Here is a 26,675-nt window from a genome sequence, read left to right as displayed (position 1 = left end):
AACGTTCTAGAGCGGGATGATTCTTGAGTGATACCAACGGCCCTAATTATTGACTGTTGCCCATGTTCGTGTGGTGATTGAGGCGATGCGCTTTGGATCGTGTTCAAAGAAGTTCCATGCGTCGCAGGTTTTATCAACGATGTCGTCGTAGTCGTCGAAGACGGTGATCGCGAGTTTGTTGCCGCGCAGATATTCCCAGACGTTTTCGATCGGATTGAGTTCAGGCGCGTAGGGTGGCAGACGCACCAGGGTGACGTTTTCGGGGATCGTGAGCGCGGCAGCAATGTGATAGCCGGCGCCATCGAGGACAAGAGCGGCGTGGCTACCTGCCGCCACCTTGCGGCAGATCGCTGTGAGATGCAGCGACATGGCCTCGGCGTTCGCCGCCGGCATGACCAGACCTGCTGCGACGCGACGCTGCGGACAGGCCGCGCCGAACAGGTAGGCCCAGTCGTAGCGCTGGTCGTGCGGTGCGCGGGGCCTCGTTCCACGCTTGGCCCAGACGCGGGTCAGCGTGCCCTGCTGGCCGATCCGGGCCTCGTCTTGGAACCAGATTTCGATCGGCTTGTCTTTGGCGTGCTCGGGAATTTGCGCCCTGACGGTCGCGGCGAAGTTTTTTTAAACGTCTGCTGGGCTTCTTCGTCAGCCTGCGGGTGGCGGGGCCTTACCGACAGTTTGCGGTAGCCGAGCTTGGCTAGAACCTTCCCGACCGAACGCTCGTGGAGCGTGACACCGAAGCGCCGCTGCAATTCGTCGCGCAGATCGACCCGCCGCCAACGCACTACCCCGTGCACCGCGGGGTCGGGGCCGGCCTCGACAAGCTCGGCCAATTCGGCCTGCTGCCGCACCGTGAGTTTTGATCCGGGACCTGGCGATTTGAGATTGCGAAGCCCGGCCAGTCCCGCGGCGTTGTAACGGTGCACCCAGTCCCGCAAGGTCTGACGGTCCATGCCGCAGGTTTCGGCCGCCGTTTTGCGGTCCGAGCCATCGAGCACCAGCGCAAGCGCGAGTATCCGACGCGCCGCGGCGCTATCCTTCTCTCCGCTCGCCGCCTTGCGAAGCGCCGAAGCCGTCAGATCAAGTCGGGTGATCGATACCGCCGCTCCCATCGATGCCGCTCCTCTCAAAGGCTAGCATCGAGTCAGAGTTTCCCTGATTTGGGAATCCCTAATGAGTCACAGTTTCGAGCCGTTGGTATGAATCGATCCGTCCGCGTTCCCTTCACCTCTCCCCATCGGGGAGAGGTCGATTTGCGCAGCAAATCGGGTGAGGGGGCACAGCTCTAACGAGGGACCGTAACCCCTCACCCGGCGCTACGCGCCCACCTCTCTCGATGGGAGAGGTGAGCAGAGCCCGCGAACTACTCATCACGCTCTACCGCGCTTCGTGCACGCTCTTGCGGAAGCGCTGGATCAGCCGCAGCGTGCGCGATGACCAGCTGCTGCCGTCGCCGCGCAGCGCGTCCCTGATTCTGGCTTTGATCGGATCGACCAGCGCGTTGGCCTTGGCGCGCAACCCGAGGATAAACTCGTAGAGCGTCTCGAACCAGTTCATCTCCAGGAGCTTGTCCTTTGTCACGTCGAAGACGAACGCGGCGACGCCTACCCCGAGGAATTTCGCGAAGACGATGGTGGCGATGGCGCTCATCCAGTATTCATGGGTGAGCAGCCACAGCCCGACCAGCTTGAGCGGAAACAGCGGAATCACCGGCACGATGAAAACGATCAGCGTCATCGCCGGCGACAGCGTATCGACGCGTTCGGCGAGCCATTGCTTGAAGGCCCGCAACGGGATCAGCGCCACGAACCACGCCACGATCGGCTCGAGGTGATCCCACAGCCAGGCTTCGATCAGGAAGATGATCGCGAGCAGAACCCAGATCGGCTGTAGGAGGCGGCGCATCATCCCGAGGTGTCCCCGCCCAGTTTTTCGGCGTCGATCACATATGGATCGCGCGCTTGCCGACTGCAAGCGCCGCTTCCTTGACGGCTTCCGATCGGGTCGGATGGGCGTGGCAGGTGCGCGCCAGATCCTCGGCGGAACCGCCAAACTCCATCAATACGCAGGCTTCGTGGATCATTTCGCCGGCTTCCCGGCCGACGATATGCACGCCGAGCACCCGATCGGTTTTCGCATCTGCGAGAATCTTCACGAAACCTTCGGTGGTCTGGTTGACCTTGGACCGGCCGTTGGCGGTGAAAGGGAATTTTCCGACGGTGTAGGCGACGCCCGCCTGCTTCAGTTCGTCCTCGGTCTTGCCGACCGACGATACTTCCGGCGTGGTATACACGACCCCTGGTATAACATCGTAGTTCACATGGCCGGCCTGGCCGGCGAGAATTTCCGCGACCGCAACGCCCTCGTCCTCGGCCTTGTGGGCGAGCATCGGGCCCGCGACGACGTCACCGATGGCGTAGACGCCCTTCAGGGTGGTCGCGAAATGCTGGTCGATCTGCACCCGGCCGCGATTGTCGAGCGCAACTCCGGCTTCCTTCAGACCGAGACCCTCGGTGTAGGGAACGCGGCCGATCGCCACCAGCACCACGTCGGCCTCCAGCGTTTCCGCCTTGCCGCCCGCGGCGGGCTCGACCTGCGCTAACAGCGTCTTGCCTGAGGTGTCGACGCCGGTGACCTTGGCGCCGAGCTTGAACGCAAAGCCCTGCTTTTCAAGGAGGCGCTGGAATTGCTTGGCGACCTCGCCATCCATCCCCGGCAAGATACGGTCGAGAAATTCCACCACGATGACCTGCGCGCCGAGACGGTGCCACACCGAGCCGAGCTCGAGCCCGATCACGCCGGCGCCGACGATCAAGAGTTTTTCCGGCACCTTGTCGAGCGCAATCGCGCCGGTCGACGACACGATGCGCTTCTCGTCGATCTCGATGCCCTTCAGCCGCGCGATGTCGGAGCCGGTGGCGATGACGATGTTCTTGGTCTCCACCATTTGGGTCTTGCCGTCATTGCCGGTGACCTCGACCTTGCCGGTGCCGAGTATCTTGCCCTTGCCATGGATGACGTCGATCTTGTTCTTCTTCATCAGGAACTCGACGCCCTTGACGTTGCCGTCGATGCCCTGCTGCTTGAAGTTCATCATCGCGGGCAGATCGAGCTTCGGGGCGGAAACGCTGACGCCCATTTTCGCGAAACTATGGCCGGCTTCCTCGAACATTTCGGAAGCGTAGAGCAGCGCCTTCGAGGGCATGCACCCGACATTGAGGCAGGTGCCGCCAAGCGTCGCATCCTTCTCGACCACCGCGACCCTCATGCCGAGCTGCGCCGCGCGCACCGCGCAGACATATCCGCCGGGACCGGTACCGATGATAACGAGATCGTAAGTGGCCATGATGGGAAGTCCCGTAGCTTGAGGCTGTGACAGGTATTAGCGACCGCCCGATACATCAAGGATGGCGCTGGTCACGTAGGACGCGTCGTCCGACATCAGCCAGACGATGGCGTTGGCGATCTCTCCGGCGGTGCCGACGCGCTTCATCGGGACCGCATGCGCGAGACGGTGGGCGCGGTCGGGCTCGCCGCCGCTAGCATGAATTTCGGTATCGATCAGCCCGGGCCGGATCGCGGCGACGCGAATGCCCTCGCCGGCGACCTCGTAGCCGAGGCCGATGGTGAAGGAATCGATCGCCCCCTTGGAGGCCGCATAATCGACATAGGTGTTGGGTGAACCGAGCTTGGCGGCCACCGACGACAAATTGACGATGACGCCGCCCTTGCCGCCGTGGCGCGTCGACATCCGCTTCACCGCCTCGCGCGCGCACAGCATGCTGCCGGTGACGTTGACCGCCATCATGCGCTGGATGCGTTCGGCGGACATCTCGTCCACCCGCGACGTCGGCCCGACGATGCCGGCATTGTTGATCAGCGCGCCCAACGTGCCGAATTTGTCGGCGGCCTTGAACAGCGCCAGGATATCGTGCTCGTCGCCGACGTCGCATTTCACCGCGATCGCCTTGCCGTTGCTGGCCTCGATGGCGGAGACCACGCTCCGGGCCGCGGCCTCATTGCTGGCGTAGCCGACCACGATTCGAAACCCGTGCGCCGCCGCGGCGATAGCGGTGGCGCGGCCGATGCCGCGGCTGCCGCCGGTGATGATCGCAACTTTGTCCGTCAAGACTAGCCCCCGAAAAACCAAACGCACGCCATCGCGGCCAACGATAAAATGAGAACGCCGATCAGAGATCCAGCACCAGCCGCGCCGGATCTTCCAGGTTTTCCTTGACCCGCACCAGGAAGGTGACCGCTTCCTTGCCGTCGATGACGCGGTGATCGTAGGACAGCGCCAGATACATCATCGGGCGGATCTCGATCTTGCCGCCGATCGCCATCGGGCGATCCTGGATCTTGTGCATGCCGAGAATGGCGGACTGCGGCGCGTTCAGGATCGGCGTCGACATCAGCGAACCATAGATGCCGCCATTGGTGATGGTGAAGGTGCCGCCCTGCATCTCGTCGATCTTGAGCTGACCGTCGCGGGCGCGGCGGCCGTAATCGGCGATCGACTTTTCGATCTCGGCAATCGACTTGTGGTCGCAGTCGCGCACCACCGGCACCACCAGGCCCTTGTCGGTGCCGACCGCGACGCCGATGTGATAATAATTCTTGTAGATCAGATCGGTGCCGTCGATCTCGGCGTTGACGGCCGGGATGTCCTTCAGCGCCTGCACGCAGGCCTTGGTGAAGAAGCCCATAAATCCCAGTTTGGAGCCGTGCTTCTTTTCGAACACGTCCTTGTACTGGGTGCGCATCGCCATGATGTGGCCCATGTCGACCTCGTTGAAGGTCGTCAGCATCGCGGCGGTGTTCTGCACTTCCTTCAGGCGCCGCGCGATGGTCTGGCGCAGCCGCGTCATCTTCACGCGCTCTTCACGCGCCGCATCGTCGGCGGGCGAGGGCGCCCGCACCTGCACCGCGGCGGCGGGCAGGTTGACCGGCGTCGGCGCCGAGGCCGCCTTCTCGATCGCGGCCAGCATGTCGCCTTTCGTCACCCGCCCATCCTTGCCGGAACCGGGGACGGTGGCGGCATCGATGCCGCTTTCGGCGGAGATCTTGCGCACCGATGGCGCCAGCGGCGCGTCGGCCGGGGGAGTTCTTGACGCAACCGCCGCAGCAGCGGGCGCGGCGGCAGCGGCCGCCGGTGCGGCGGCCTTCGCAGGCGCCGCAGCCGGCTTGGCGGCGGCTCCCGCCGCGCCATCATTGATCTGGCCGAGCAGCGCACCGACCGCGACGGTTTCGCCGTCCTTGGCGCTGATCTCGCCGAGCACGCCGGCGGACGGCGCCGGGACCTCAATGGTGACCTTGTCGGTCTCGAGCTCGACCAGGGGCTCGTCCACGGCCACGGCATCGCCGGCCTTCTTGAACCAGCGGCCGATGGTGGCCTCGGTCACGGATTCGCCGAGCGTCGGAACGCGAATTTCAGTCATTGGCTTGTTTCCTCTTGCGTCATAGACCGGCTAGTCCCGGCCATCGGCGCCTCAAAAATCGGTCATCGAGAAAGAAGGCGAATGCCCCGCTTTCGCGGGGGCATCCGGATCATGAATGGCTAGCCCAGCGCCTCGTCGAGCAGCGCCTTGAGCTGCGCCAGATGCTTCGACATCAAACCGGTCGCGGTCGCAGCCGACGCGGCGCGTCCGGCGTACCGCGGGCGCCTGTTCGGCGCATGGATCTGGTTCAGCACCCATTCGAGATAGGGCTCGATGAAGTGCCAGGCGCCCATGTTGCGCGGCTCTTCCTGGCACCACAGGACCTCGGCGCCCTTGAACCGTCCAAGCTCCTGCACCAGCGCCTTCAACGGCACCGGATAGAGTTGCTCGACGCGCATCAGGTAGATGTCGTCGATGCCGCGCTTCTCGCGCTCCTCGTAAAGGTCGTAATAGACTTTGCCCGAGCACAGCACGACGCGGCGGATCTTGTTGTCCGCCACCAGCTTGATCTTTTCGTCCGGCAGCATCGCCGCATCATCGTAGAGAATGCGGTGGAAGGTGGTCCCCGAACCCATTTCGTCGAGCCGCGAGACCGCGCGCTTGTGGCGCAGCAGCGATTTCGGCGTCATCAGGATCAACGGCTTGCGGATCTCGCGATGCAATTGACGCCGCAGCACGTGGAAGAAGTTGGCGGGCGTGGTGGCATAGACCACCTGCATGTTGTCTTCGGCGCACATCTGCAGGAAGCGTTCGAGACGCGCGGAGGAATGCTCCGGCCCCTGCCCTTCATAGCCATGCGGCAGCATGCAGACGAGACCGGACATGCGCAGCCATTTGCGCTCGCCCGACGAGATGAACTGGTCGAACAGCACCTGCGCGCCGTTGGCGAAATCGCCGAACTGGGCTTCCCAGATCGTCAGCGCATTCGGCTCCGCCAGCGAATAGCCGTATTCGAAACCAAGCACGGCCTCTTCCGACAGCAGCGAGTTGATGACTTCGTAATGGCCCTGGTCGCCGCCAATATGATTGAACGGCGTGTAGCGGCTCTCGTCTTCCTGATCGATCAGGACCGAGTGCCGCTGCGAGAAGGTGCCGCGCTCGGAATCCTGGCCCGACAGCCGGACGTGATGGCCTTCCTGCAACAGCGTACAGAACGCCAGCGCCTCGCCGGTCGCCCAGTCGATGCCGACGCCCGTGTCGATCGCTTTCACCCGGTTCTCCAGGAACCGCTGGATGGTGCGGTGAGCGCGGAAGCCATCCGGCACCTTGGTGATCTTGCGGCCGATATCCCTGAGCACGGCGACATCGACGCCGGTGACGCCGCGGCGGGCGTCCTCCTCCTGGTCCGCCGACTTGAAGCCGGCCCATTTGCCGTCGAGCCAATCGGCCTTGTTGGGCTTGTAGCCGGACCCTGCCTCGAGTTCGGCGTCGAGCCGGGTGCGCCAGTCGGCCTTGGCCTTCTCGACCTCGCCTTCGGTCATCACGCCTTCGGCGACCAGCCGCTTGGAATAGATCTCCAGCGTGCTCGGATGCGACGCGATCCGCTTGTACATCACCGGCTGGGTGAATGCCGGCTCGTCGCCCTCGTTATGGCCATGCCTGCGGTAGCAGAACATGTCGATCACGACCGGCTTGTGGAATTTCTGCCGGAATTCGATCGCGACCTTGGCCGCGAACACCACGGCTTCCGGATCGTCGCCGTTGACGTGGAAGATCGGCGCATCGATCATCTTCGCCACGTCGGACGGATAGGGCGAGGAGCGCGAGTAGCGCGGATAGGTGGTGAAGCCGATCTGGTTGTTGACGATGAAATGCAGCGAGCCGCCGGTGCGATAGCCTTTCAGGTCGGACAGGCCGAAGCATTCGGCAACCACGCCCTGCCCCGCGAATGCGGCGTCGCCGTGCATCAACAGCGGCAGCACCGAGATGCGCTGGTCCGGCGGATCGCCATGCTGATCCTGCTTGGCGCGCACCTTGCCAAGCACCACGGGATCGACGATTTCCAGATGTGACGGGTTGGCCGTAAGCGACAGATGGATGCGGTTGTTGTCGAACTCGCGGTCCGACGAGGCGCCGAGATGATATTTGACGTCGCCGGAACCCTCGACCGCGTCGGGGTTGACCGAGCCGCCCTTGAATTCATGGAACAGCGCGCGGTGCGGCTTGCCCATCACCTGCGTCAGCACGTTGAGGCGGCCGCGATGCGGCATGCCGACGACGATTTCCTTTACCCCGAGATTGCCGCCACGCTTTATGATCTGCTCGAGCGCCGGAATCAGCGATTCGCCGCCATCCAGACCGAACCGCTTGGTGCCGGTGAATTTGACATCGCAGAATTTCTCGAAGCCTTCGGCCTCGATCAGTTTCATCAGGATGGCGCGCCGGCCCTCGCGGGTGAAACTGATTTCCTTGTCCGGCCCCTCGATGCGCTCCTGGATCCAGGCCTTCTGCGCGGCGTTGCTGATATGCATGAACTCGACGCCGAGGGTCTGGCAGTAGGTGCGCTCGCAGATCGCAACGATCTCGCGCAAGCTGCCATATTCAAGACCAAGCACGTGATCGAGGAAGATCTTGCGGTCGAAATCGCTCTCGACGAAGCCGTAGGAGCGGGGATCGAGCTCCTCGCGATTGCGCGCCGGCTCGATCCCAAGCGGATCGAGCTTGGCGTGGAAGTGGCCGCGCATGCGGTAGGCCCGGATCAGCATCAAGGCGCGCACGGAATCGCGCGTCGCCTGATGGATGTCGGCTGCGGTCAGCTCGGCACCACCCTTGACCTGCGCCTTGGCCGCGATCTTGGTGCCGACGGACTTTTCGACTTCGGCCCAGTTACCGTCGAGCGCCGAGGTCAGGTCGTCGCTCGGCGTCAGCGGCCAGTTGTCGCGGCCCCAGGACGGCCCCTCGGCGTTCTTGCGGACGTCGGCCGGGGTGTCCTTCAGGCTTTTGAAGAAATCTTGCCACTCGGGATCGAGGGAAGCCGGGTCTTTTTCGTAGCGGGCGTAGATCTCGTCGATATAGGTGGCGTTTGTGCCCTGCAAAAATGACGAGAGGGCGAAGGCGGCGTTCGCGTCTTGGCGAGACATGATTAACGTCCTGGCGATTTCGAATGGCGCATAGAAAACGGCGCAACACCCGATCCGGCTACCGGATCAGCGTGATAGGAGGCCTTTTACCCTATTTGGGGTGAAACCGCGCCCCGAAAAGAACCAAAGAATGAATTAGCCTTTCAATTTTTCGGCAAGGGTATGTCCGAGCCGGGCCGGCGACGGCGAGACGGTGATTCCTGCCGATTCCATTGCCGCGGTCTTGGAGCCGGCGTCGCCCTTGCCGCCGGAAATGATCGCGCCGGCATGACCCATGCGGCGGCCGGGAGGGGCGGTGACGCCGGCGATAAAGCCGACCATCGGCTTCTTGCGGCCGCGCTTGGCTTCGTCCTTGAGGAATTGGGCGGCATCTTCCTCGGCCGAACCGCCGATTTCGCCGATCATGACGATCGAGGTGGTCTTGGGGTCGGCCAGAAACATTTCCAGTACGTCGATGAATTCGGTGCCCTTGACCGGGTCGCCGCCGATGCCGACCGCGGTGGTCTGGCCGAGGCCCTCCTGGGAGGTCTGGAACACCGCCTCATAGGTCAGCGTGCCCGACCGCGAGACGATGCCGACATTGCCGGGCCTGAAGATGTTCGCCGGCATGATGCCGATCTTGCATTCGCCCGCCGTCATCACGCCCGGGCAGTTCGGCCCGATCAGCCGCGACTTGGAGCCCGAGAGCGAGCGCTTCACCCGCACCATGTCGAGCACCGGGATGCCCTCGGTGATGCAAACGATCAGCGGGATTTCGGCATCGATGGCTTCGCAGATCGCGTCCGCAGCCCCCGGCGGCGGCACGTAGATCACGGATGCGTCGGCGCCGGTCTTGTCGCGCGCCTCCGTCACGGTGTCGAACACCGGCAGCCCGAGATGGGTTGAGCCGCCTTTGCCGGGCGACGTGCCCCCGACCATCTTGGTGCCATAGGCGATCGCAGCTTCCGAATGGAACGTGCCGTTCTTGCCGGTAAAACCCTGGCAGATGACTTTGGTATTCTTGCCGATCAGGATGGACATGGTTGGGGCTGCTTTCGCGAGACGGTAGGTCGGGGGGTCAGTGGATCCGCCGGTAGACGCCGGTGAGCACGTCGGCCCACCCTTCCGCGTCGGGCGAAAACTGGATTTTCATGGAATAGTTGTTTTCGTCGATGACTTCGTAGACATGGCGCGCATTGCCGCGCAGCGAGCCGCGCACCAGGATCAATGATTTGCCGCTCCAGCCGCCGGAGGCCGGCGACGGCGGGTAATAGCCGAGCGAGTCGTGCCAGAACAGTTTGTAGAGCCGATCCTCGCGGTCATAGGTGAAGACGCCGTGGGTGGCGAAGCTTTCCTTGCCGTTGCGGGTCTGTCGGGTGTCCTGGATCAGGTAAAAGCCGTTGAGGTCGATGCGGGCCACGACGTGCGAGGTGGCGGGCCCGCCTTGGTTCCAGCGCGAGGGATACACCACTTCGTCACCGCTCCACTCGCCCGCGAACGCTGCGAGCTTGCGGTGCTCCTCAAGCGGTGTCGGTGCGGCGAGATGGTCCTCGGGCATGGCCTAGCCTCCCTTGACGGCCTTGACGATTTTCTGTGCGGCGTCGTCGAGATTGTCGGCCGGCAGCACGTTGAGGCCGCTCTCGCGGATGATCTTCTTGCCAGCTTCGACATTGGTGCCCTCGAGCCGCACCACCAGGGGCACTTTCAGGCCGGCTTCCTTCACAGCGGCGACCACGCCCTCGGCGATGACATCGCATTTCATGATGCCGCCGAAGATGTTGACCAGGATACCTTTCACGTTGGGATCGGCGGTGATGATCTTGAAGGCCGCAGTCACCTTGGCCTTATCGGCGCTGCCGCCGACATCGAGGAAGTTCGCCGGCGCCATGCCGTAGAGCTTGATGATGTCCATGGTCGCCATGGCGAGGCCGGCGCCGTTGACCATGCAGCCGATGGTACCGTCCAGCGCCACGTAGTTCAATTCGTATTTCGACGCCTCGATCTCCTTGGCATCTTCCTCGGTCTCGTCGCGCAGCGTGATGATTTCGGGGTGACGGAACAGCGCGTTGTCGTCGAACGACACCTTGGCGTCGAGCACTCGCAACTGGCCCTGCTTGGTGACGACCAGCGGATTGATCTCCAGCATCGCCATGTCCTTGGCGACGAAAGCGTTATAGAGCTGCGCCACCAGCTTTTCCGCCTGCTTGGCGAGATCGCCGGTGAGCTTCAGCGCCTTCGCAACGGTGCGGCCGTGATGCGCCATGATGCCGGTCGCCGGATCGACCGAGAAGGTTATGATCTTTTCCGGCGTCGAATGAGCGACGTCCTCGATATTGACGCCGCCTTCGGTGGAGACCACGAACGCCACTTCGGAGGTCTCGCGATCGACCAGGATCGAAAGGTAGAACTCCTTGTCGATGTCCGAGCCTTCCTCGATGTAGATCCGGTTGACCTGCTTGCCGTGCGGTCCGGTCTGCACCGTGACCAGCGTCGCGCCCAGCATCTGCTTGACGTAGTCGTTGACCTCGGCGACCGACTTGGCGATGCGCACGCCGCCTTTGTCGCCGGCGGACGCTTCCTTGAACTTGCCCTTGCCGCGGCCGCCGGCATGGATCTGGCTCTTCACCACCCAGATCGGGCCGGGAAGCGTTTTCGCCGCCGCGTCGGAATCGGCAGGCCGCAGCACCGGCATGCCCTTCGAGATCGGCACGCCGAATTCGTGCAGTAGCGCCTTGGCCTGGTATTCATGGATATTCATCTGGACGTTCCCCGAACCCTCGTGCGGTGAATTTTGAAATTCACATCAGTTTTGCGGCTGGCATACCATATACCACAGATCAATTCAAACCGCTTCGGAGCCCTCCGAACAGGGAGCCCCGAAAATCGAGCAGAATCAGCGGCCGAGGAGGTCGGGCGCGATCTTCTTGCAGGCGTCGACCAGGCCCTGCACGGCGCCGACCGACTTGTCGAAGGCTTCACGGTCCTTGCCGGCCAGTTCGATCTCGACAATGCGCTCGACACCCTTCGATCCGATCACGACGGGCACGCCGACATACATGTCCTTCACGCCGTATTCGCCATTGAGGTAGGCGGCGCAGGGCACCACGCGCTTCTTGTCCTTGAGATAGCTCTCGGCCATCGCGATCGCCGAAGCAGCCGGCGCATAGAACGCCGAACCGGTTTTCAAGAGGTTGACGATCTCGGCGCCGCCGTTGCGGGTACGGTCGACGATCTCGTCGATCCGCGCCTGCGAGGTCCAGCCCATCTTGACTAGATCGGGCAGGGGGATGCCGGCCACCGTGGAATAGCGCACCAGCGGCACCATGGTGTCGCCGTGGCCACCGAGCACGAAGGCGGTAACGTCCTCGACCGAGACGTTGAATTCGTCGGCCAGGAAATAACGGAAGCGCGAGGAATCCAGCACGCCGGCCATGCCCACCACCTTCTTGTGCGGCATGCCGGAGGCCTTCTGCAGCGCCCAGACCATGGCATCGAGCGGGTTGGTGATGCAGATCACGAAGGCGTCGGGGGCATATTTCTTGATGCCGGCGCCGACCTGCTCCATGACCTTGAGGTTGATGCTGAGGAGATCGTCGCGGCTCATGCCGGGCTTGCGCGGCACGCCGGCAGTGACGATGCAGACCTTGGCGTTGTCCAGCGCCTCATAGGAATTGGCGCCGGTAAAATGCGCGTCAAAGCCGTCGACCGGCGAGGATTGTGCGATATCGAGCGATTTGCCCTGCGGCACGCCCTCGGCAATGTCGAACATCACGACATCGCCGAGCTCCTTCAAGCCGATAAGGTGAGCCAACGTGCCGCCGATCTGGCCGGAGCCAATCAAAGCAATCTTGTCGCGCGCCATGGGAAATCTATCCTTTGAAGGTCAAGGAGGAGTAGAAAAGAAGCTGGACGGCTGGTTATCCCTTTCGACCGACCCGTTCAAGTCAGGCTATGCTCAATTGTCAGCCCTGCCTTGATTTCGATCATCCAACTTTCGCTATTTCGGGATGGATGAAACTCGAAACCCGGCGATTCCGGGCTCGCTCGTTTCACCCGCGATCCCGAAATGACCGGAAGTCGCGCCTTACGTCTCGACCAATCCGGTCGTCGACCCGCTGGCGGCGGAGTCCTTGCAGCCGTGGGGCAGCGCCAGATAGGACTCCGAACTCATCTCGATCAGCCGCGACGAGGTCCGCTTGAATTCATTGGCCTCAGGACCCTCGGTGGCCAGATACAGCGACAACGGATCGGCCGCCGCCGAGGCCATCAGCTTCACGGCGTTGTCGTAGAGCGTATCGATCAGCGCGATGAAACGCTTGGCGGCATTGCGCTCGCCGTAGTCCATCACCGGAATGCGGTCGACCATGATGGTATGATAGTCGTGCGCGAGCCTCAAATAGTCGGACGCCGCGAGCGGCTTTTCGCAGAGATCCGCGAAGGGAAACCGCGCCACGCCGTCCGCCGAGCACGGCACGTGCAGGATGCGGCCCTTGATCGAAATGTCGCGCGGCTTGCATTTGGCGTTGCCGGTCATCCTGGCCCAGGCCTTGTCGAGCGCGGCGGCGGCGGCGTCCGCCGGCACCAGCCACATTTTCACCCCGGCAAGCTTCTCCAGCCGGAAATCGGTGCGGGCATCGAGCCGCAGCACCTCCATGTGATCGGAGATCTGCGCGATGAAAGGCAGGAACAGCGCCCGGTTCAGCCCGCCCTTGTAGAGATCCTCGGGCGCGACATTGGAGGTCGCTGCCACCACGGTGCCGAGTTCGAACAGCTTCTTGAACAGCCGTCCCAGGATCATCGCATCCGCGATGTCGGTGACATGGAATTCGTCGAAACATAGCAGCCAGGCCTCATCGAAGATCGACGCTGCGGTGAGCGCAATCACGTCAGCGTCGGCGATCTCGCCGCGCGCCATGTTCTGGCGATAGCCGTAGATCCGCTCATGCACCTCGGCCATGAATTCGTGAAAATGCGCGCGGCGCTTGTGGGTGACCGAACTGTGCTGGAAGAACAGGTCCATCAGCATGGTCTTGCCGCGGCCGACTTCGCCGTGGATGTAGAGGCCGCGCGGCGGCTGCTCGTCCTTGTCGCCGAACAGCCGGCCGAGCAGGCCCTGCTTGCGGAGCGGCTTGTAGTCCGAGAGCCGCTGCTCGAGTTCCGCCAATGCGTCGGCGGCCTCTTCCTGCGCGGCGTCGGGCTCGATCGCGCCGGAGGAAACCAGGGACTGATAATGGGCGCGGAACGAGGCGGACGGGGGAGACAGCATGCCCCCCTTACGGCCCCAACAGGACGGAAAATGCAAGCCAAGAATTGGTGCAGCGGCTATGCGGTCGCGCGGTCCGGACGCGGCGCGGCGTCCTATGCGATGCACAGCAGAGCCGGGACCCCATGGAGTTCGGCGGCCATAGGCCCCGGATCAGCAGCGCACCGTGGAGCCTGCGCTCAGGCCGCGCGGCGCGCGGACCCAGGTGCACGGCGCGGCATCCGGAACACGCCGGGCTGCCTCTCCCTCAGGCGCTCAGCGCGTAGGAATCCTCGACCACATAGGGCCCGCCGCCGGTGGAGGCCCGCGACGAGAACAGCACGAAGCGCGAGGCCGTAAAAACCCGGGTCGGGAAATAGCCGCGTACCGACAGATAATCGGCGACGTCCTGGTTGGAAGCATCGCGCAGCCGCGCCAGCGTCACATGCGGGGTGAATTTCCGCCCCTCGGGATCGAGCCCGATGCGCTGCATCAGCCGCTCGAGTTCGGCCTGCAACTCGATCAATGGCCGGCTCGGCACCACCTGGGCCACCACCGCGCGCGGCTTCTTGCCGCCGAAGCTGGAGAGGCCCTGTACCGCAACCTCGAACGGCTTGCGGTTGACCCGAAACAGCAGCGAGGCGATTTCGTTGGCCGCAACGCCGTCGATATCGCCGATGAAGCGCAAGGTGACGTGGTAATTTTCGGGGTCGATCCAGCGGGCGCCGGGAAGGCCACCCCGCAAATTGGAAAGCGTCTGGCCGATCTCGGCCGGAATTTCCAGTCCAGTGAACAAACGCGGCATCAGCGTGACTCCCGATGCTGGGGCATGATCCTTGGAACGATCCTGCCCTGTAACAAGCCCGGTGACGAATCACCGATCACTAATTTCTAGCGTAGTTATGTGACTCTGCGAAGCAGCCGACGTTAACAGATCGGAAAGCTCCCGGGAAAACACGGCGTTAGGGTTAGTGGTGCCCAACTTTCAACTGCGTTGCCCGGATATCGTGCCGAGAAATGCCTGTACCGTGGGCAGAATATTCTTGACGATGACGTCGACGCCCTCCGCGGTCGGATGCAGGCCGTCGGCCTGATTGAGTTTGGCGTCGGCGGCGACGCCTTCGAGGAAGAACGGATATAGCGGCACCCCGAAAGACTTGGCGAGATCGGGATAGATCGCATTGAAGCGCGCGGAATAGTCGCTGCCGTAATTCGGCGGCGCCACCATGCCGCACAACAGCACCGCGATCCCGCGGGCCTTCAGCCGGGCGAGAATATCCGACAGCGCCGATTTCGTCACCGCGGGATCGGTGCCGCGCAGGGCATCGTTGGCGCCGAGTTCCAGGATCACGGCCTGGGTGTCCTCGGGCACCGACCAGTCGAGCCGGTCGCGGCCGCCGGAACTGGTGTCGCCCGACACCCCGGCATTGCTGATCTCAACCGCTATACCCTTGGATTCCAAGGTCTTTTGAAGCCGCTCGGGAAATGCCGCGGAACCCGTAAGGCCAAGGCCGGCACTGAGCGAATCACCCAATACGACGATCTTGATCGGCTTTGCCCCGGCCGCGCCTGGCGCCTGGGCAAACCCCGCCCCCGCCGTCATCAAGACCATGCCCAACACAAGTATGTGCACGAACATCCGCACCCGCCTCTCGACCGCGTATGCGGAAGTGCCATATGACCGAGCCATGGACAGTCTCATCGAACCCTCTTCACTTGCCGGCCTGGAGTCGGACACCATTTCCATCTCGAACGTCAATCTCTCGCTCGGCTCAGGAGCCGCGCGCGTTCATATCCTGAAAGATATCAGCCTGCGCGTCGCGCCGGGGGAGGCGATCGGCCTGATCGGGCCGTCCGGATCCGGGAAATCCACGCTTCTGATGGTGATGGCGGGACTGGAGCGTCCCGACAGCGGAGAGGTGGTGGTGAGCGGCACCCCTTTCAATGCCCTCGACGAGGACGCGCTGGCGCGGTTTCGCGGCCGCCAGGTCGGCATCGTGTTCCAGTCCTTCCATCTGATTCCGACCATGACGGCGCTGGAGAATGTCGCGGTGCCGCTGGAGCTCGCCGGCAATCCCGATGCCGCCAAACGCGCCGCGGAGGAACTCAACTCCGTCGGCCTCGGCGACCGTCTGCATCACTACCCCACGCAATTGTCCGGCGGCGAGCAGCAGCGCGTCGCGCTGGCACGCGCGCTGGCACCCGACCCCGCCATCCTGGTCGCGGACGAGCCCACCGGCAATCTCGATGAGACCACCGGCAAGCAGATCGTCGATCTCCTGTTCACCAAACATGCCGAGCGCGGCATGACGCTGGTGCTGGTGACCCACGACAGCTCGCTGGCGCAGCGCTGCGATCGCGTGGTGCGGCTGCGCTCGGGCCGGATCGATAGCCAAGGCGCGGATCCAAAAGCCGCTTCATGACGATTGCCTCCGAACCCATTCACGGCGCCATGGCTTCCGGACCCGTTCGCGGCGGCCGCAGTTCCTTGCTTGCCCTGCGCTTTGCGCTGCGCGAATTGCGCGGCGGCCTGCGCGGCTTCTATGTCTTCATCGCCTGCATCGCGCTCGGCGTGATGGCGATCGCCGGCGTCGGCTCGGTCGCGGCCAGCCTCAGCGAGGGCCTGGCGCGCGAAGGCCGCACGCTGCTCGGAGGCGACGTCGCCTTCTCCCTGATCCAGCGCGAAGCCAAGCCGGATGAAGTCGCCTTCCTGCGCTCGCGCGGCGCGCTGTCGGTCGCGGCGACGTTGCGCGCGATGGCGCGCACCGGCGACGGCCGGCTGGCGCTGGTCGAACTCAAGGCGGTCGACGGCGCCTACCCGATGCTCGGCGAGCTGGCGCTGGAGCCGAAAATGCCGGTCGCCGATCTCCTGGCGGAACGCGACGGCGCATTCGGTGCGGCCGCCGATTCCACGCTGCTGGCGCGGCTCGATCTCAAGCTCGGCGACCGCGTCAGCGTCGGCAGCGCGAATTTCCAGATCCGCAGCGTCGTCGACGCCGAGCCGGACAAGCTCGCCGGCGGCGTCGGTCTCGGTCCGCGCTTCCTGATCGGCGAAGCCGGCCTGCGCGCAACCGGACTGCTGCAGCCGGGCAGCCTGGTGCGCTGGATCTATCGCCTGAAACTGCCTGACAGCGCCACCGACGACCGCGCCGCCACCGCGCTGATCGACGAGGTGCGAAAGGCGTTGCCGGAGGCCGGCTGGGAGATTCGCAGCCGCACCAACGCTTCGCCGCAGCTCGAGCGCACCATCAGCCGATTCACCCAGTTCCTCACTTTGGTCGGCCTCGCCGCGCTGTTGGTCGGAGGCGTCGGTGTCGCCAACGCGGTCAAGAGCCACATCGATCGCCGACGTGACGTCATCGCCGCGTTCAAGGCCCTCGGCGCCACCGGCCGCGACGTCTTCACGATTTATCTCACCCAAGTCGTCGTGCTCGCAGGAGTAGGCTCGGTGATCGGGCTGGCCGCGGGCGCCGCGCTGCCCTTCATCATCGTCGGCGTGTTCGGCAAGCTGCTGCCGCTGCCGGTGGTCCCGGCCCTGCATCCGGACGAACTGGTCCTGTCCTTCATCTATGGGCTTCTGACCGCGCTTGCCTTCGGATTGTGGCCGCTCGGCCGGGTGCACGACGTGCCGGTGGCGGCGCTGTTCCGCGAGGCGGTCGATAGCGAATGGCATCGCCCGCGCTGGCGTTATCTCGCGCTGATGGCGGTGGTGATCGCGCTGCTGATCGCGGTCGTGATCGGGCTCGCCTACGACAAGCGCGTCGCAGCCGTGTTCGTGGTGTCCTCGATCGCGGTATTCGCGCTGTTGCGCGGCATCGCCGCCGGCCTGATGGCGCTGGCGCGCCGGCTGCCGCGCAGCCGCTTTACCATGCTGCGGCTGGCGATTTCGAATATTTACCGGCCCGGCGCGCTGACACCGTCGGTGGTGATGTCGCTCGGGCTTGGCCTGGCGGTGCTGGTTACGATCACCCAGATCGACGGCAATCTGCGGCGGCAATTCCTGGCGGCGCTGCCGGACCGGGCGCCGTCGTTCTATTTCATCGATATCCCCGCCAGTGACGCCGGCCGCTTCGCCGATTTCCTTAAAGCGACCGCCGGCCCGGAGTCGACGATCGAGGACGTGCCGATGCTGCGCGGGCGCATCGTCTCGGCCCGCGGCGTCAAGGCGGAGGACCTCAAGGCCTCCACCGACAGCGAATGGGTGCTGCAGAGCGACCGCGGCCTGACCTATACTGGGGAAATCCCGAAGGGCTCCAAGGTGGTCGATGGCCAGTGGTGGGGCGCCGATTATAGCGGGCCGCCGCTGGTCTCGATGGAGAAGAAGATCGCCGACGGGCTCGGGCTGAAGATCGGCGACGAGATCGTCGTCAATGTGCTCGGCCGCGACCTTCCGGCCACCATCGGCAATTTGCGTACGGTCGACTGGCAAAGCCTCGGCATCAATTTCGTGCTGGTGTTCTCGCCCAACGCCTTCAAGGGCGCGCCGCACACCCATATCGCGACATTGACCGAAATCCATCCGGACCCCGCCGGGGACGCGAAGATCATCAAGGCCGTGGCCGACGCCTTTCCGATGGTGACGAGTGTCCGGGTCCGCGAGGCCCTGGAAACCATCGGCACCGTCGTCACCAATCTGGTGCTGGCGATCCGCGGCGCCAGCGCGGTGACCCTGATCTCGGCCATTCTGGTGCTGGGCGGCGCGCTTGCCGCCGGCCATCGCCACCGGGTCTATGACGCGGTCATCCTCAAAACCCTGGGCGCCACCCGCGCGCGGCTGCTCGGCGCCTATGCGCTCGAATATCTGTTGATCGGCTTTGCGACCGCCGTTTTCGGCGTGATCGCCGGTTCCGTCGCGGCCTGGCTGATCGTGACCCGGCTGATGACGCTGAGCTTCGTCTGGCAGGCCGGCAGCGCCGCGGGCGTGGTCGCGGCGGCGCTGGTCGTCACAGTCGGACTGGGGCTCGCGGGCACGCTGCTGGCCCTGAACCAGAAGCCCGCGACCGTGCTGCGGAATTTATGAAAAATTTATACCGGCCGCGGCCAACTGGTTAAGGCGACCGATACCTCCAATTCCGGCAACCGGACATAACTCACGGCCCCGTTATCCGCTTTAACCGCGGGATTTGGGCTTGCGGAGCGACATTCAGCCGCGCATGGAAGCTTGCGGTGAATGTGCTAGTTTCCCACATACCAGTCAGGTTAGACGCCGCTTGATGACGCAAAATTAATGTCAGCAAACGGTGGTATCTGAGATAGATTTCTACCACCGGCGACGCAAACCCTTGCGCTCCGCCGGGGCAACCAACGGGAATTCGACCATGTCGGACCTAGACCGCAACTATTCTTCTCCTTTCGGCCGGGCCGCCGGGCGCGTTGACGCCGCGACCGTCGACGCCGGTCTGCGCGCCTACATGCTGCGCATCTACAACTACATGAGCATTGGCCTGGCCATCACCGGCCTCGCCGCGCTCGGCATCTATATGGCGGCGGTGACCAACGATCCGTCGGCGACCGCCTACCACTTCCGCGATATTTCGCTGACCTCGTTCGGCTACGCGATGTATTTCAGTCCGCTGAAGTGGCTGTTCATGCTCGCGCCGCTCGCGATGGTGTTCGTGATCTCGGCCGGCATCAACCGGCTGCAGCCGGCCGCGGCCCAGATGCTGTTCTGGGTGTTCTCGGCGCTGATGGGCATTTCGCTGTCCTCGATCTTCCTGGTGTATACGCACACCTCGATCGTGCGGGTGTTCTTCATCACCGCGGCGACCTTCGGCGCGCTCAGCCTCTACGGCTACACCACCAGGCGTGACATGAGCGGGATGGGATCCTTTCTGTTCATGGGCCTGATCGGCATCGTCATCGCGAGCCTGGTCAATCTCTTCCTCGCTAGTTCGATGCTGCAGTTCCTGGTGTCGGTGATCGGGGTGCTGGTGTTCGCGGGCCTCACCGCCTACGACACGCAGCGGCTGAAGAACGACTACATCTACGGCTACGCCTCGCAGGGCGGCGTCGTGGCGGAACGCGCCTCCATCCTCGGTGCGCTGTCGCTCTATCTGAACTTCATCAACCTGTTCACGCTGCTGCTGCAGCTGCTGGGCCAGCGCGACTGATCAGGTAGCTTCAGCGGAACAATTCGAGCCCTGGCCTTGCGGCCGGGGCTTTTCTTTTGCCCGAAGCGAAAATACTCTTCCCGTCATGCACTCGCTCGAAATCAGGCCCACCACCGCGGCCGACCTGCCCTTCGTCACCGAGATCTATGAGCACGCGGTCCGCCACGGCACCGCAACGTTCGAACTGATCCCGCCGGACCTCGCCGAGATGACGCGGCGCTTTGACGCGCTGACGGACGGCGGCTTTCCCTATTTCGTCGCGCTCCTCGAAGGCCGCGTGGTCGGATACGCCTATGCGGGCGCCTACCGGCCGCGGCCGGCCTATCGCTTCACCGTGGAGAATTCGGTCTATCTGCAGCCCGCGATCCACCGGCAGGGCATCGGCCTGCGATTGCTGCAACGGCTGATTGCGGAATCGGAGGCGCGCGGCTACCGGCAGATGATCGCGGTGATCGGCGATTCCGCCAACGCCGGCTCGATCGGAGTGCACACGAAGTGCGGGTTTCAGATGATCGGGACCCACCCCAATGTTGGCTTAAAATTTGGCCGCTGGCTCGACACCGTGATGATGCAGCTTGCCCTCGGCGACGGTGGCACGACGCTGCCGACGGGATGATACTTCACATCAGCACCGTGCGCTGGTCCGGAATAACGAGATGTCGACTCAAACCACCGCCAGCTTGCGATCGATCACCAGCAGCACGCGGTCGAGTTCGTGGCCACGGCGCAGGATCAGCCCGCTCGCCGAGATCACGCTGTACATGCCCTGCTTGCGCGCGAGCCGCGGATCTTTTTCGATGCGGTAGATCGGCACTTCCGAAGCGCGGCGGAACACCGAGAATACCGCGCGCTCCCTGAGGAAATCGATGGCATAGTCGCGCCATTCACCGTCGGCGACCATGCGCCCGTACAAATTCAGGATGCGATTGAGCTCGAGACGATTGAACGTCACCCCGCTTGGCACTGGACCCGCAGCGGCGATGCGCGCCGCTGCGCGGGCCTCGCTTGGATCGGCTTCCTCCGACATCGAACTCATGGAGCGCCTCCTTGTCATCCGGGCGACATGATTGCGCCAACGGCGCGCGGCTGCAAGAGGGGCCGGTGACGGGTGCGTCGATTTCCCGCCCGGCCGATCGCTCCGGGCCCCCTCGCCGGCCGGAAAACCGGGTGTGCGATGGCGCATCCAGGCCGTCACGGGATCGTTAGCGGAATCATAATACCGCCCTACTTCTGCCAAGGGCCCGCCCTGCTGAATTGCGACAAGATGATTCTGCGTTGGCCCGGTCCTTTCGGTTCCGGATTCCTCAGCCCCCAGCCCCCCGGGGTCGTCGGGATCGGGCCTGTTCGCAGCGAGACTATTCTCAATTAGGGCCAACGAAAGTTGGTCCTTTTTGTTTGTTTGCAGGGTGGCTTTGTTCGTGGAGTGTCGTTGCGGCCGGCCTGCGCCGATCTGCTGTCGCCGCCATCTGCTGTCGCCCATGGGACCGCCATTCCAGCGCGCAACGAGCGAGCCAGGCCGCATCCACGATTGAGCGCTAAACGTCCGGGGGACCTGCGCCTCCCGGAATGACAAAACCCAAAAGCGGGAACTCAGTGCAGCGAAGTGATGGCCGCTCCCAGCATCGCGCCGGGCTTGTCGCGGCTGCCGTCCTGGACATAGACCACCGCGCCATCGACTCCGTCGCGGGAAATATTTTCCAGGGGCACCGTCCAGCTGCCGGCAGTTCCGTTCCAGTCGCCCACCTTGAGCAGGTTGCGCACCACATTGTGGTAGGTGACCTCGTGGCCGCCGTTCTCGCCCCGCCCGATCGAGATCGGCACCGATTTCGAGATCGAGCAGATCCAGACTTCGCCGCGCATCGCCGCCGGCCCCTTGCTGGCGGCAGCGACCGAAACGTTGATCTCTTTGCCGGACTGCGTCATCGTTACCGGTACCGACATCACGCCAACGGTCTTCTTGGTGGCGTCGATGGCATCCTCGATGCCGGCGCGATCGCTGCCGATCACATGGACTTCGCCGTTGACGACCGCTTGCGGGGTGTAGACCTCGCGATCGCCACGCACCTGGGAATACGCCTTCTGGCGGGCGCTGAACCGCGCATCCGCGAGCGTATCCTTCCAGCCAAGATAATCCCAGTAATCGATCGGCATGCTCATCGCGATCACCGACGGATCCTTGGCGAGTTCACCGAGAATCTTGTCGGCGGGCGGGCATGACGAGCATCCTTGCGATGTGAACAGCTCGACCACCGCGCGCGGGTCGGCATGGGCCGGACGGATGATGGCGACAATCGCGCAGACGCCAAGCGTACCCGACCAGCGCGAAATCAGATTATAGGCCATCGTCGTTGTCATGCTGGAAACCGAACCCCACCCACGCCGTTAACGCTTTTACGGTCCCTGATACCGTCCCCCGGAAGGCGGCCTTCGAACGCAAGAAGGCGGCCCTTCATAGGCCGCCTCCCCTTGAGCCGCTACTCACTTCGCGGTGAGCCATGGATCACAACCCGCATCACGCCGCAAGTTTGCGCAGCACATAATGCAGGATGCCGCCGTTTCGATAGTAATCGAGCTCGTCGAGCGTATCGATCCGGCATAGCAGCGAAATGCGCTGCAGCGAGCCGTCGCCCGACACGATCTCCGCGATCAGCTTCTGGCGCGGCTTGAGGTCGCCCTGCAAGCCACGGATCGTCACCTTCTCATCGCCCTTCAGGCCGATCGACTGCCAGGAGGCGCCGTCCTCGAAGGTCAGCGGCAGCACGCCCATACCGACGAGGTTGGAGCGATGGATGCGCTCGAAACTCTGGCAGATCACCGCGCGAACGCCGAGCAGCCGCGTTCCCTTCGCGGCCCAGTCCCGCGACGAGCCATTGCCGTATTCGGCGCCGGCGAAGACCACCAGCGGCACCCGCTCGGCCTGATACTTTATCGCCGCTTCGTAGATCGACATCTGCTCGCCGTCGGGCCAGTGCTTGGTCAGGCCGCCCTCGGGGATATTGCCGTCGGCGCCCTTCAGCATGAAATTCTTGATGCGGATATTGGCGAAGGTGCCGCGCATCATGATTTCGTGATTGCCGCGCCGCGTGCCGTATTGATTGAAGTCGGCCGGACGCACCTGATGTTCCGACAGATATTTGCCCGCGGGCGAGGTCAGCTTGATCGAGCCGGCCGGCGAGATGTGGTCGGTGGTGATCTTGTCGCCGAACATCGCCAGAATCCGCGCATCGACCACATCGACGATCGGATCCGGCTCCTTCTTCATGCCTTCGAAATAAGGCGGGTTCTGCACATAGGTCGAACTCATGTTCCAGCGATAGGTTTCGCTCTCCACAGTCTTGATCTTGCGCCAGTTGGTGTCGCCCTTGAATACGTCGGCATAGCGCTTCTTGAAGATCGCCGAGGTGACGTATTTCTTCATGAAGGCGTTGATCTCTTTCGTCGTCGGCCAGATGTCCTTGAGGTACACCGGCTTGCCGTCCTTGCCGGTCCCGATCGGCTCGACGGCCAGATTCTTGGTCACCGTTCCCGCCAGCGCATAGGCCACGACCAGCGGCGGCGAAGCGAGATAATTGGCCTGCACATCGGGGCTGACGCGGCCTTCGAAATTGCGGTTACCCGACAGCACGGCGGCAGCAACGATGCCGTTGTCGTTGATCGACTTCGAAATATCTTCCGGCAGCGGTCCGGAATTGCCGATGCAGGTGGTGCAGCCGAAACCGACCAGGTTGAAGCCGACCTTGTCGAGCTCGAGCTGCAGGCCGGAATTGGAAAGATATTCCGCCACCACCTGGCTGCCCGGCGCCAGCGAGGTTTTCACCCAGGGCTTTGCGGTCAGGCCCTTGGCCGCGGCATTGCGGGCCAGAAGTCCGGCACCGATCAGGACGCTCGGATTGGAGGTGTTGGTGCAGGAGGTGATCGCCGCGATCACCACATCGCCATGGCCGAGATCGAAATTGCGGTTCTCCACCGCATAGCGCGTCGATGCATCGGCGGCCTTCTTGTACTCGCTCGTCATCGCCGCGGAAAAGCCCTCGGCCACGGCGGGCAGCGCGACACGGCCTTCGGGCCGCTTCGGTCCGGCCATCGACGGCACCACGTCGCCGAGATCGAGGATCAATTTTTCGGTGAAGACCGGATCGGGCGACTTGGCGGTACGGAACAGGCCCTGCGCCTTGGCGTAGGCGGTCACAAGCGCGACGCGGTCGGACTTGCGGCCGGAGGTCTTGAGATAATCGATGGTCTCGGCGTCGACCGGGAAGAAGCCGCAGGTCGCGCCATATTCCGGCGCCATGTTGCCGATGGTCGCCTTGTCCGCGACCGAGAGATAGTCGAGGCCGGGACCGTAGAATTCCACGAATTTTCCGACCACGCCCTGCTTGCGCAGCATCTGTGTGACCGTCAGTACCAGGTCGGTGGCGGTGACGCCTTCCTTCATCTGGCCCTTGAGCTTGAAGCCGACCACTTCCGGCAGCAGCATCGACAGCGGCTGGCCGAGCATGCAGGCTTCGGCCTCGATGCCGCCGACACCCCAGCCGAGCACGGCGAGGCCGTTGACCATCGTGGTGTGCGAATCGGTGCCGACCAGCGAGTCCGGATAGGCGACCTCGAAGGTGCCTTTCTTCTTGCCGACCGTCATCTTCTCCTTGCGGGTCCAGACCGTCTGCGCGAGATATTCGAGATTGACCTGATGGCAGATGCCGGTGCCGGGCGGCACCACGGAGAAATTCGAAAACGCCTTCTGGCCCCATTTCAGGAACTCGTAGCGTTCCTGGTTCTGCTTGTATTCCTCGACCACGTTCTTGCCGAACGCCTTGTTGTCGCCGAAGAAGTTCACGATCACGGAGTGGTCGATGACGAGATCGACCGGCACCAGCGGATTGATCTTTTCGGCGTCGCCGCCGAGCGCCTGCATCGCGTTGCGCATCGCCGCGAGATCGACCACCGCCGGCACACCGGTGAAGTCCTGCATCAGGACCCGCGCCGGACGGAATGCGATTTCATGCTCGAGCTTGCGCTTCCTCAGCCATTTCGAGACCGCGACGATGTCTTCCTTCTTGACGGTGCGCCCATCTTCGTTGCGCAGCAGGTTTTCCAAGAGCACCTTCATCGAATAGGGCAGCTTGGAGATTCCCTTCAGACCGTTCTTCTCGGCGGCGGGCAGGCTGTAATAGACATAGGTCTTGCCGCCGACCTTGAGGGTCTTCTGGCTTTTGAAGCTGTCGAGCGAGGTCATATGAGGAATTCCCAATTGTCAGTTATACCCGGCAAGGGTATTTAAACACCGTCAGCAAACTTGCATCATGCGTTGGCCCGATGGCTTGCAGACGCGGATTGTGTGCTGCATCAGGTTCCGGCTTATAGAATCATTCCGGTGGCACCGCCACACCGACAATCGTCCCGCAGCGCTGCGCCACCCAAAAATTCTGCTGCGGTACCCATCAATTCTAGAGGGCTGTGAAAGGGCAAAATGCGGCTCTCGGGACGTGGCGTCACGTGTGTGAGAGGCGGCCGGGACGTGTTCTCGGGCCTCGATTTCGAGGCTTCCTCGGGCGAGGCGCTGGCCATCATCGGCGCCAATGGATCGGGAAAGACCTCGTTGTTGCGAATGATTGCCGGCCTTCTGGCGATCGCCGGCGGTTCGATCGGCCTGGAAGGCGGCGAGGCCGAGCTGACGCTGCCCGAACAGGCCCATTATCTCGGGCACCGCGACGCGCTGAAGCCTGCGCTGAGCGTCCTTGAAAACCTGTCCTTCTGGCGGGATTTTCTCGGCGGCGAGCGCTCCGACACCAGGGAAGGGCTCGAGGAGAGCCTTGCGGCGGTTGGGCTCGACCATGCGGTTTCCCTGCCGGCGGCCTATCTGTCGGCCGGCCAGCGGCGGCGGCTCTCGATCGCCCGGCTTTTGACCGTCCGGCGCCCGATCTGGCTGCTCGACGAGCCCACCAACGCCCTCGATGTCGGCGGCCAAAGCCTGTTTGCAAGCCTGATGGGCGATCACCTCAGGACCGGCGGCCTGATCGTCGCCGCCACCCACGCGCCGCTGGGCCTTGCCGCGCGCGAATTGCGGATCGGGGGCGTGTCGTGACCGCGCTTGCCGCGCTAATCCGGCGAGACATCGCCATCTCGCTGCGAGTCGGCGGCGGGGCGCTGATCGGCGTCCTGTTCTTCCTTACCGTGGTGGTGCTGATGCCGTTCGCGGTCGGCCCCGATCTCGCATTGCTGACGCGGCTCGGACCGGCGATCCTCTGGCTCGGCGCGTTGCTGGCGAGCCTGCTCACCCTCGACCGGCTGTTCACCGCCGATCATGACGACGGCTCGCTCGACCTGATCGTGATGGGCCGCACGCCGCTGGAACTCGCCTGCGCCGCCAAGGCGCTGGCGCACTGGCTGGCCGCCGGGCTGCCGCTGGTGATCGCAACGCCGGTGCTGGGGCTCCTCTTGAACCTCGATGCGCTCTCGACGTCGGCTGTCGCCCTGACGCTGTTGGCGGGAACACCGGCGCTGACCTTCACCGGAATGATCGGCGCCGCTTTGGCCGTGACCCTGCATCGCGGCGGGCTGTTGCTGGCGGTGCTGGTGCTGCCGCTGTCGATACCGGTGCTGATCTTCGGCGTCGCCGCCTCGCAGGCCGCGATATCGGGATTGTCGTTCGGCGCGCCGTTTTCGATCCTGTGCGCGCTGTCGCTGATCAGTTTCGTCATCGGACCGTTCGCCGCCGCCGCCAGCCTGCGGCACGGGCTGGATTGACGTTGGGATCACTTGACCTCGATCAACTCTCGCGGAGCGCATTCATGCGGATTGCCTCTGGCGGCCACGACTATTAACAGGGTGC

At 63.7% G+C, this 26,675-nt stretch carries 22 protein-coding genes; 6 read left to right on the top strand and 16 right to left on the bottom strand.

Annotation, left to right across the window (positions count from 1 at the left end; translation table 11 throughout):
• Positions 1 to 42 precede the first annotated feature (42 nt).
• The 13 genes from B5525_RS10840 to B5525_RS10780 all read right to left on the bottom strand — a co-directional run bounded on the left by B5525_RS10840 (position 43) and on the right by B5525_RS10780 (position 15,369).
• Positions 43 to 1,109, bottom strand: a protein-coding gene (locus B5525_RS10840; RefSeq protein WP_197687878.1) for an IS630 family transposase whose coding sequence is annotated in 2 segments (ribosomal slippage) — positions 43 to 620 and positions 620 to 1,109 — 1,068 coding nt in all. Because the reading frame shifts where the segments join, the coding sequence is not laid out codon by codon here.
• A 265-nt stretch (positions 1,110 to 1,374) separates the two neighbouring features.
• On the bottom strand, positions 1,375 to 1,905 hold the full coding sequence (locus B5525_RS10835; protein ID WP_079565997.1) for a hypothetical protein: 531 nt from the start codon (positions 1,903 to 1,905) through the stop codon (positions 1,375 to 1,377).
• Positions 1,906 to 1,939: 34 nt separating this feature from the next.
• Positions 1,940 to 3,343 carry a dihydrolipoyl dehydrogenase gene (gene lpdA, locus B5525_RS10830; RefSeq protein WP_079565996.1) on the bottom strand — a complete coding sequence of 468 codons (1,404 nt, stop codon included), beginning with the start codon at positions 3,341 to 3,343 and terminating at the stop codon, positions 1,940 to 1,942.
• A gap of 36 nt (positions 3,344 to 3,379) precedes the next feature.
• Positions 3,380 to 4,126, bottom strand: a complete 747-nt coding sequence (locus B5525_RS10825; RefSeq protein ID WP_079565995.1) for an SDR family oxidoreductase — start codon at positions 4,124 to 4,126, stop codon at positions 3,380 to 3,382.
• A 61-nt stretch (positions 4,127 to 4,187) separates the two neighbouring features.
• Positions 4,188 to 5,435 (bottom strand): 2-oxoglutarate dehydrogenase complex dihydrolipoyllysine-residue succinyltransferase, encoded by a 1,248-nt coding sequence (odhB, locus tag B5525_RS10820; RefSeq protein ID WP_079565994.1) that lies wholly within the window; start codon positions 5,433 to 5,435, stop codon positions 4,188 to 4,190.
• A gap of 119 nt (positions 5,436 to 5,554) precedes the next feature.
• Positions 5,555 to 8,515 (bottom strand): 2-oxoglutarate dehydrogenase E1 component, encoded by a 2,961-nt coding sequence (locus B5525_RS10815; protein WP_079565993.1) that lies wholly within the window; start codon positions 8,513 to 8,515, stop codon positions 5,555 to 5,557.
• Between the two features lie 135 nt (positions 8,516 to 8,650).
• On the bottom strand, positions 8,651 to 9,535 hold the full coding sequence (sucD, locus tag B5525_RS10810; RefSeq protein ID WP_079565992.1) for a succinate--CoA ligase subunit alpha: 885 nt from the start codon (positions 9,533 to 9,535) through the stop codon (positions 8,651 to 8,653).
• A 37-nt stretch (positions 9,536 to 9,572) separates the two neighbouring features.
• A complete protein-coding gene (locus tag B5525_RS10805) occupies positions 9,573 to 10,052 on the bottom strand; it encodes a DUF1579 family protein (RefSeq protein WP_079565991.1) in 480 nt (159 codons plus the stop codon).
• Between the two features lie 3 nt (positions 10,053 to 10,055).
• Positions 10,056 to 11,252, bottom strand: a complete 1,197-nt coding sequence (gene sucC / locus B5525_RS10800) for an ADP-forming succinate--CoA ligase subunit beta (RefSeq protein WP_079565990.1) — start codon at positions 11,250 to 11,252, stop codon at positions 10,056 to 10,058.
• Between the two features lie 135 nt (positions 11,253 to 11,387).
• Complete coding sequence (gene mdh / locus B5525_RS10795; protein WP_079565989.1) at positions 11,388 to 12,356, bottom strand: malate dehydrogenase; 969 nt, start codon at positions 12,354 to 12,356, stop codon at positions 11,388 to 11,390.
• 222 nt (positions 12,357 to 12,578) lie between these two features.
• Positions 12,579 to 13,760 (bottom strand): cell division protein ZapE, encoded by a 1,182-nt coding sequence (gene zapE, locus B5525_RS10790; RefSeq protein WP_079565988.1) that lies wholly within the window; start codon positions 13,758 to 13,760, stop codon positions 12,579 to 12,581.
• A gap of 244 nt (positions 13,761 to 14,004) precedes the next feature.
• Positions 14,005 to 14,541: an RNA 2',3'-cyclic phosphodiesterase gene (gene thpR / locus B5525_RS10785; RefSeq protein ID WP_079565987.1), complete on the bottom strand. Its 537-nt coding sequence runs from the start codon at positions 14,539 to 14,541 to the stop codon at positions 14,005 to 14,007.
• Positions 14,542 to 14,721: 180 nt separating this feature from the next.
• Positions 14,722 to 15,369, bottom strand: a complete 648-nt coding sequence (locus B5525_RS10780) for an arylesterase (RefSeq protein ID WP_079573202.1) — start codon at positions 15,367 to 15,369, stop codon at positions 14,722 to 14,724.
• 55 nt (positions 15,370 to 15,424) lie between these two features.
• On the opposite strand from B5525_RS10780, the gene B5525_RS10775 reads away from it, so the two are divergent.
• From B5525_RS10775 to B5525_RS10760, 4 genes are all read left to right on the top strand, one after another.
• Complete coding sequence (locus tag B5525_RS10775; RefSeq protein WP_079573204.1) at positions 15,425 to 16,159, top strand: ABC transporter ATP-binding protein; 735 nt, start codon at positions 15,425 to 15,427, stop codon at positions 16,157 to 16,159.
• A gap of 29 nt (positions 16,160 to 16,188) precedes the next feature.
• Entirely contained in the window at positions 16,189 to 18,756 is a 2,568-nt protein-coding gene (locus B5525_RS10770) for an ABC transporter permease (protein WP_154073809.1), read from the top strand.
• A 298-nt stretch (positions 18,757 to 19,054) separates the two neighbouring features.
• Positions 19,055 to 19,846: a Bax inhibitor-1/YccA family protein gene (locus B5525_RS10765; RefSeq protein WP_079565985.1), complete on the top strand. Its 792-nt coding sequence runs from the start codon at positions 19,055 to 19,057 to the stop codon at positions 19,844 to 19,846.
• 85 nt (positions 19,847 to 19,931) lie between these two features.
• Complete coding sequence (locus tag B5525_RS10760) at positions 19,932 to 20,462, top strand: GNAT family N-acetyltransferase (protein ID WP_079565984.1); 531 nt, start codon at positions 19,932 to 19,934, stop codon at positions 20,460 to 20,462.
• Between the two features lie 48 nt (positions 20,463 to 20,510).
• Here B5525_RS10760 and B5525_RS10755 read toward each other — a convergent pair whose 3' ends face one another.
• The 3 genes from B5525_RS10755 to acnA all read right to left on the bottom strand — a co-directional run bounded on the left by B5525_RS10755 (position 20,511) and on the right by acnA (position 25,079).
• On the bottom strand, positions 20,511 to 20,882 hold the full coding sequence (locus B5525_RS10755; protein WP_079565983.1) for a DUF2794 domain-containing protein: 372 nt from the start codon (positions 20,880 to 20,882) through the stop codon (positions 20,511 to 20,513).
• Positions 20,883 to 21,436: 554 nt separating this feature from the next.
• Positions 21,437 to 22,201 carry a DUF1223 domain-containing protein gene (locus B5525_RS10750; RefSeq protein ID WP_079565982.1) on the bottom strand — a complete coding sequence of 255 codons (765 nt, stop codon included), beginning with the start codon at positions 22,199 to 22,201 and terminating at the stop codon, positions 21,437 to 21,439.
• Between the two features lie 157 nt (positions 22,202 to 22,358).
• The gene (gene acnA / locus B5525_RS10745; protein WP_079565981.1) at positions 22,359 to 25,079 is read right to left on the bottom strand and encodes an aconitate hydratase AcnA; all 2,721 of its coding nucleotides are present in this window, start codon (positions 25,077 to 25,079) and stop codon (positions 22,359 to 22,361) included.
• 234 nt (positions 25,080 to 25,313) lie between these two features.
• Here acnA and ccmA point away from each other — a divergent pair, with 234 nt between their 5' ends.
• Positions 25,314 to 25,928, top strand: a complete 615-nt coding sequence (gene ccmA / locus B5525_RS10740) for a heme ABC exporter ATP-binding protein CcmA (protein WP_079565980.1) — start codon at positions 25,314 to 25,316, stop codon at positions 25,926 to 25,928.
• The gene (ccmB, locus tag B5525_RS10735; RefSeq protein ID WP_079565979.1) at positions 25,925 to 26,590 is read left to right on the top strand and encodes a heme exporter protein CcmB; all 666 of its coding nucleotides are present in this window, start codon (positions 25,925 to 25,927) and stop codon (positions 26,588 to 26,590) included. Before ccmA ends, ccmB begins: the two co-directional genes overlap by 4 nt.
• Positions 26,591 to 26,675: the final 85 nt, after the last annotated feature.

The sequence above is a fragment of the Bradyrhizobium erythrophlei genome (assembly GCF_900129505.1).
GTDB classification, from domain to species: Bacteria; Pseudomonadota; Alphaproteobacteria; order Rhizobiales; family Xanthobacteraceae; genus Bradyrhizobium; species Bradyrhizobium erythrophlei_D.
The sequence above is the reverse complement of the archived record's forward strand: the minus strand, read 5'-3'. Positions and strand labels throughout refer to the sequence as shown.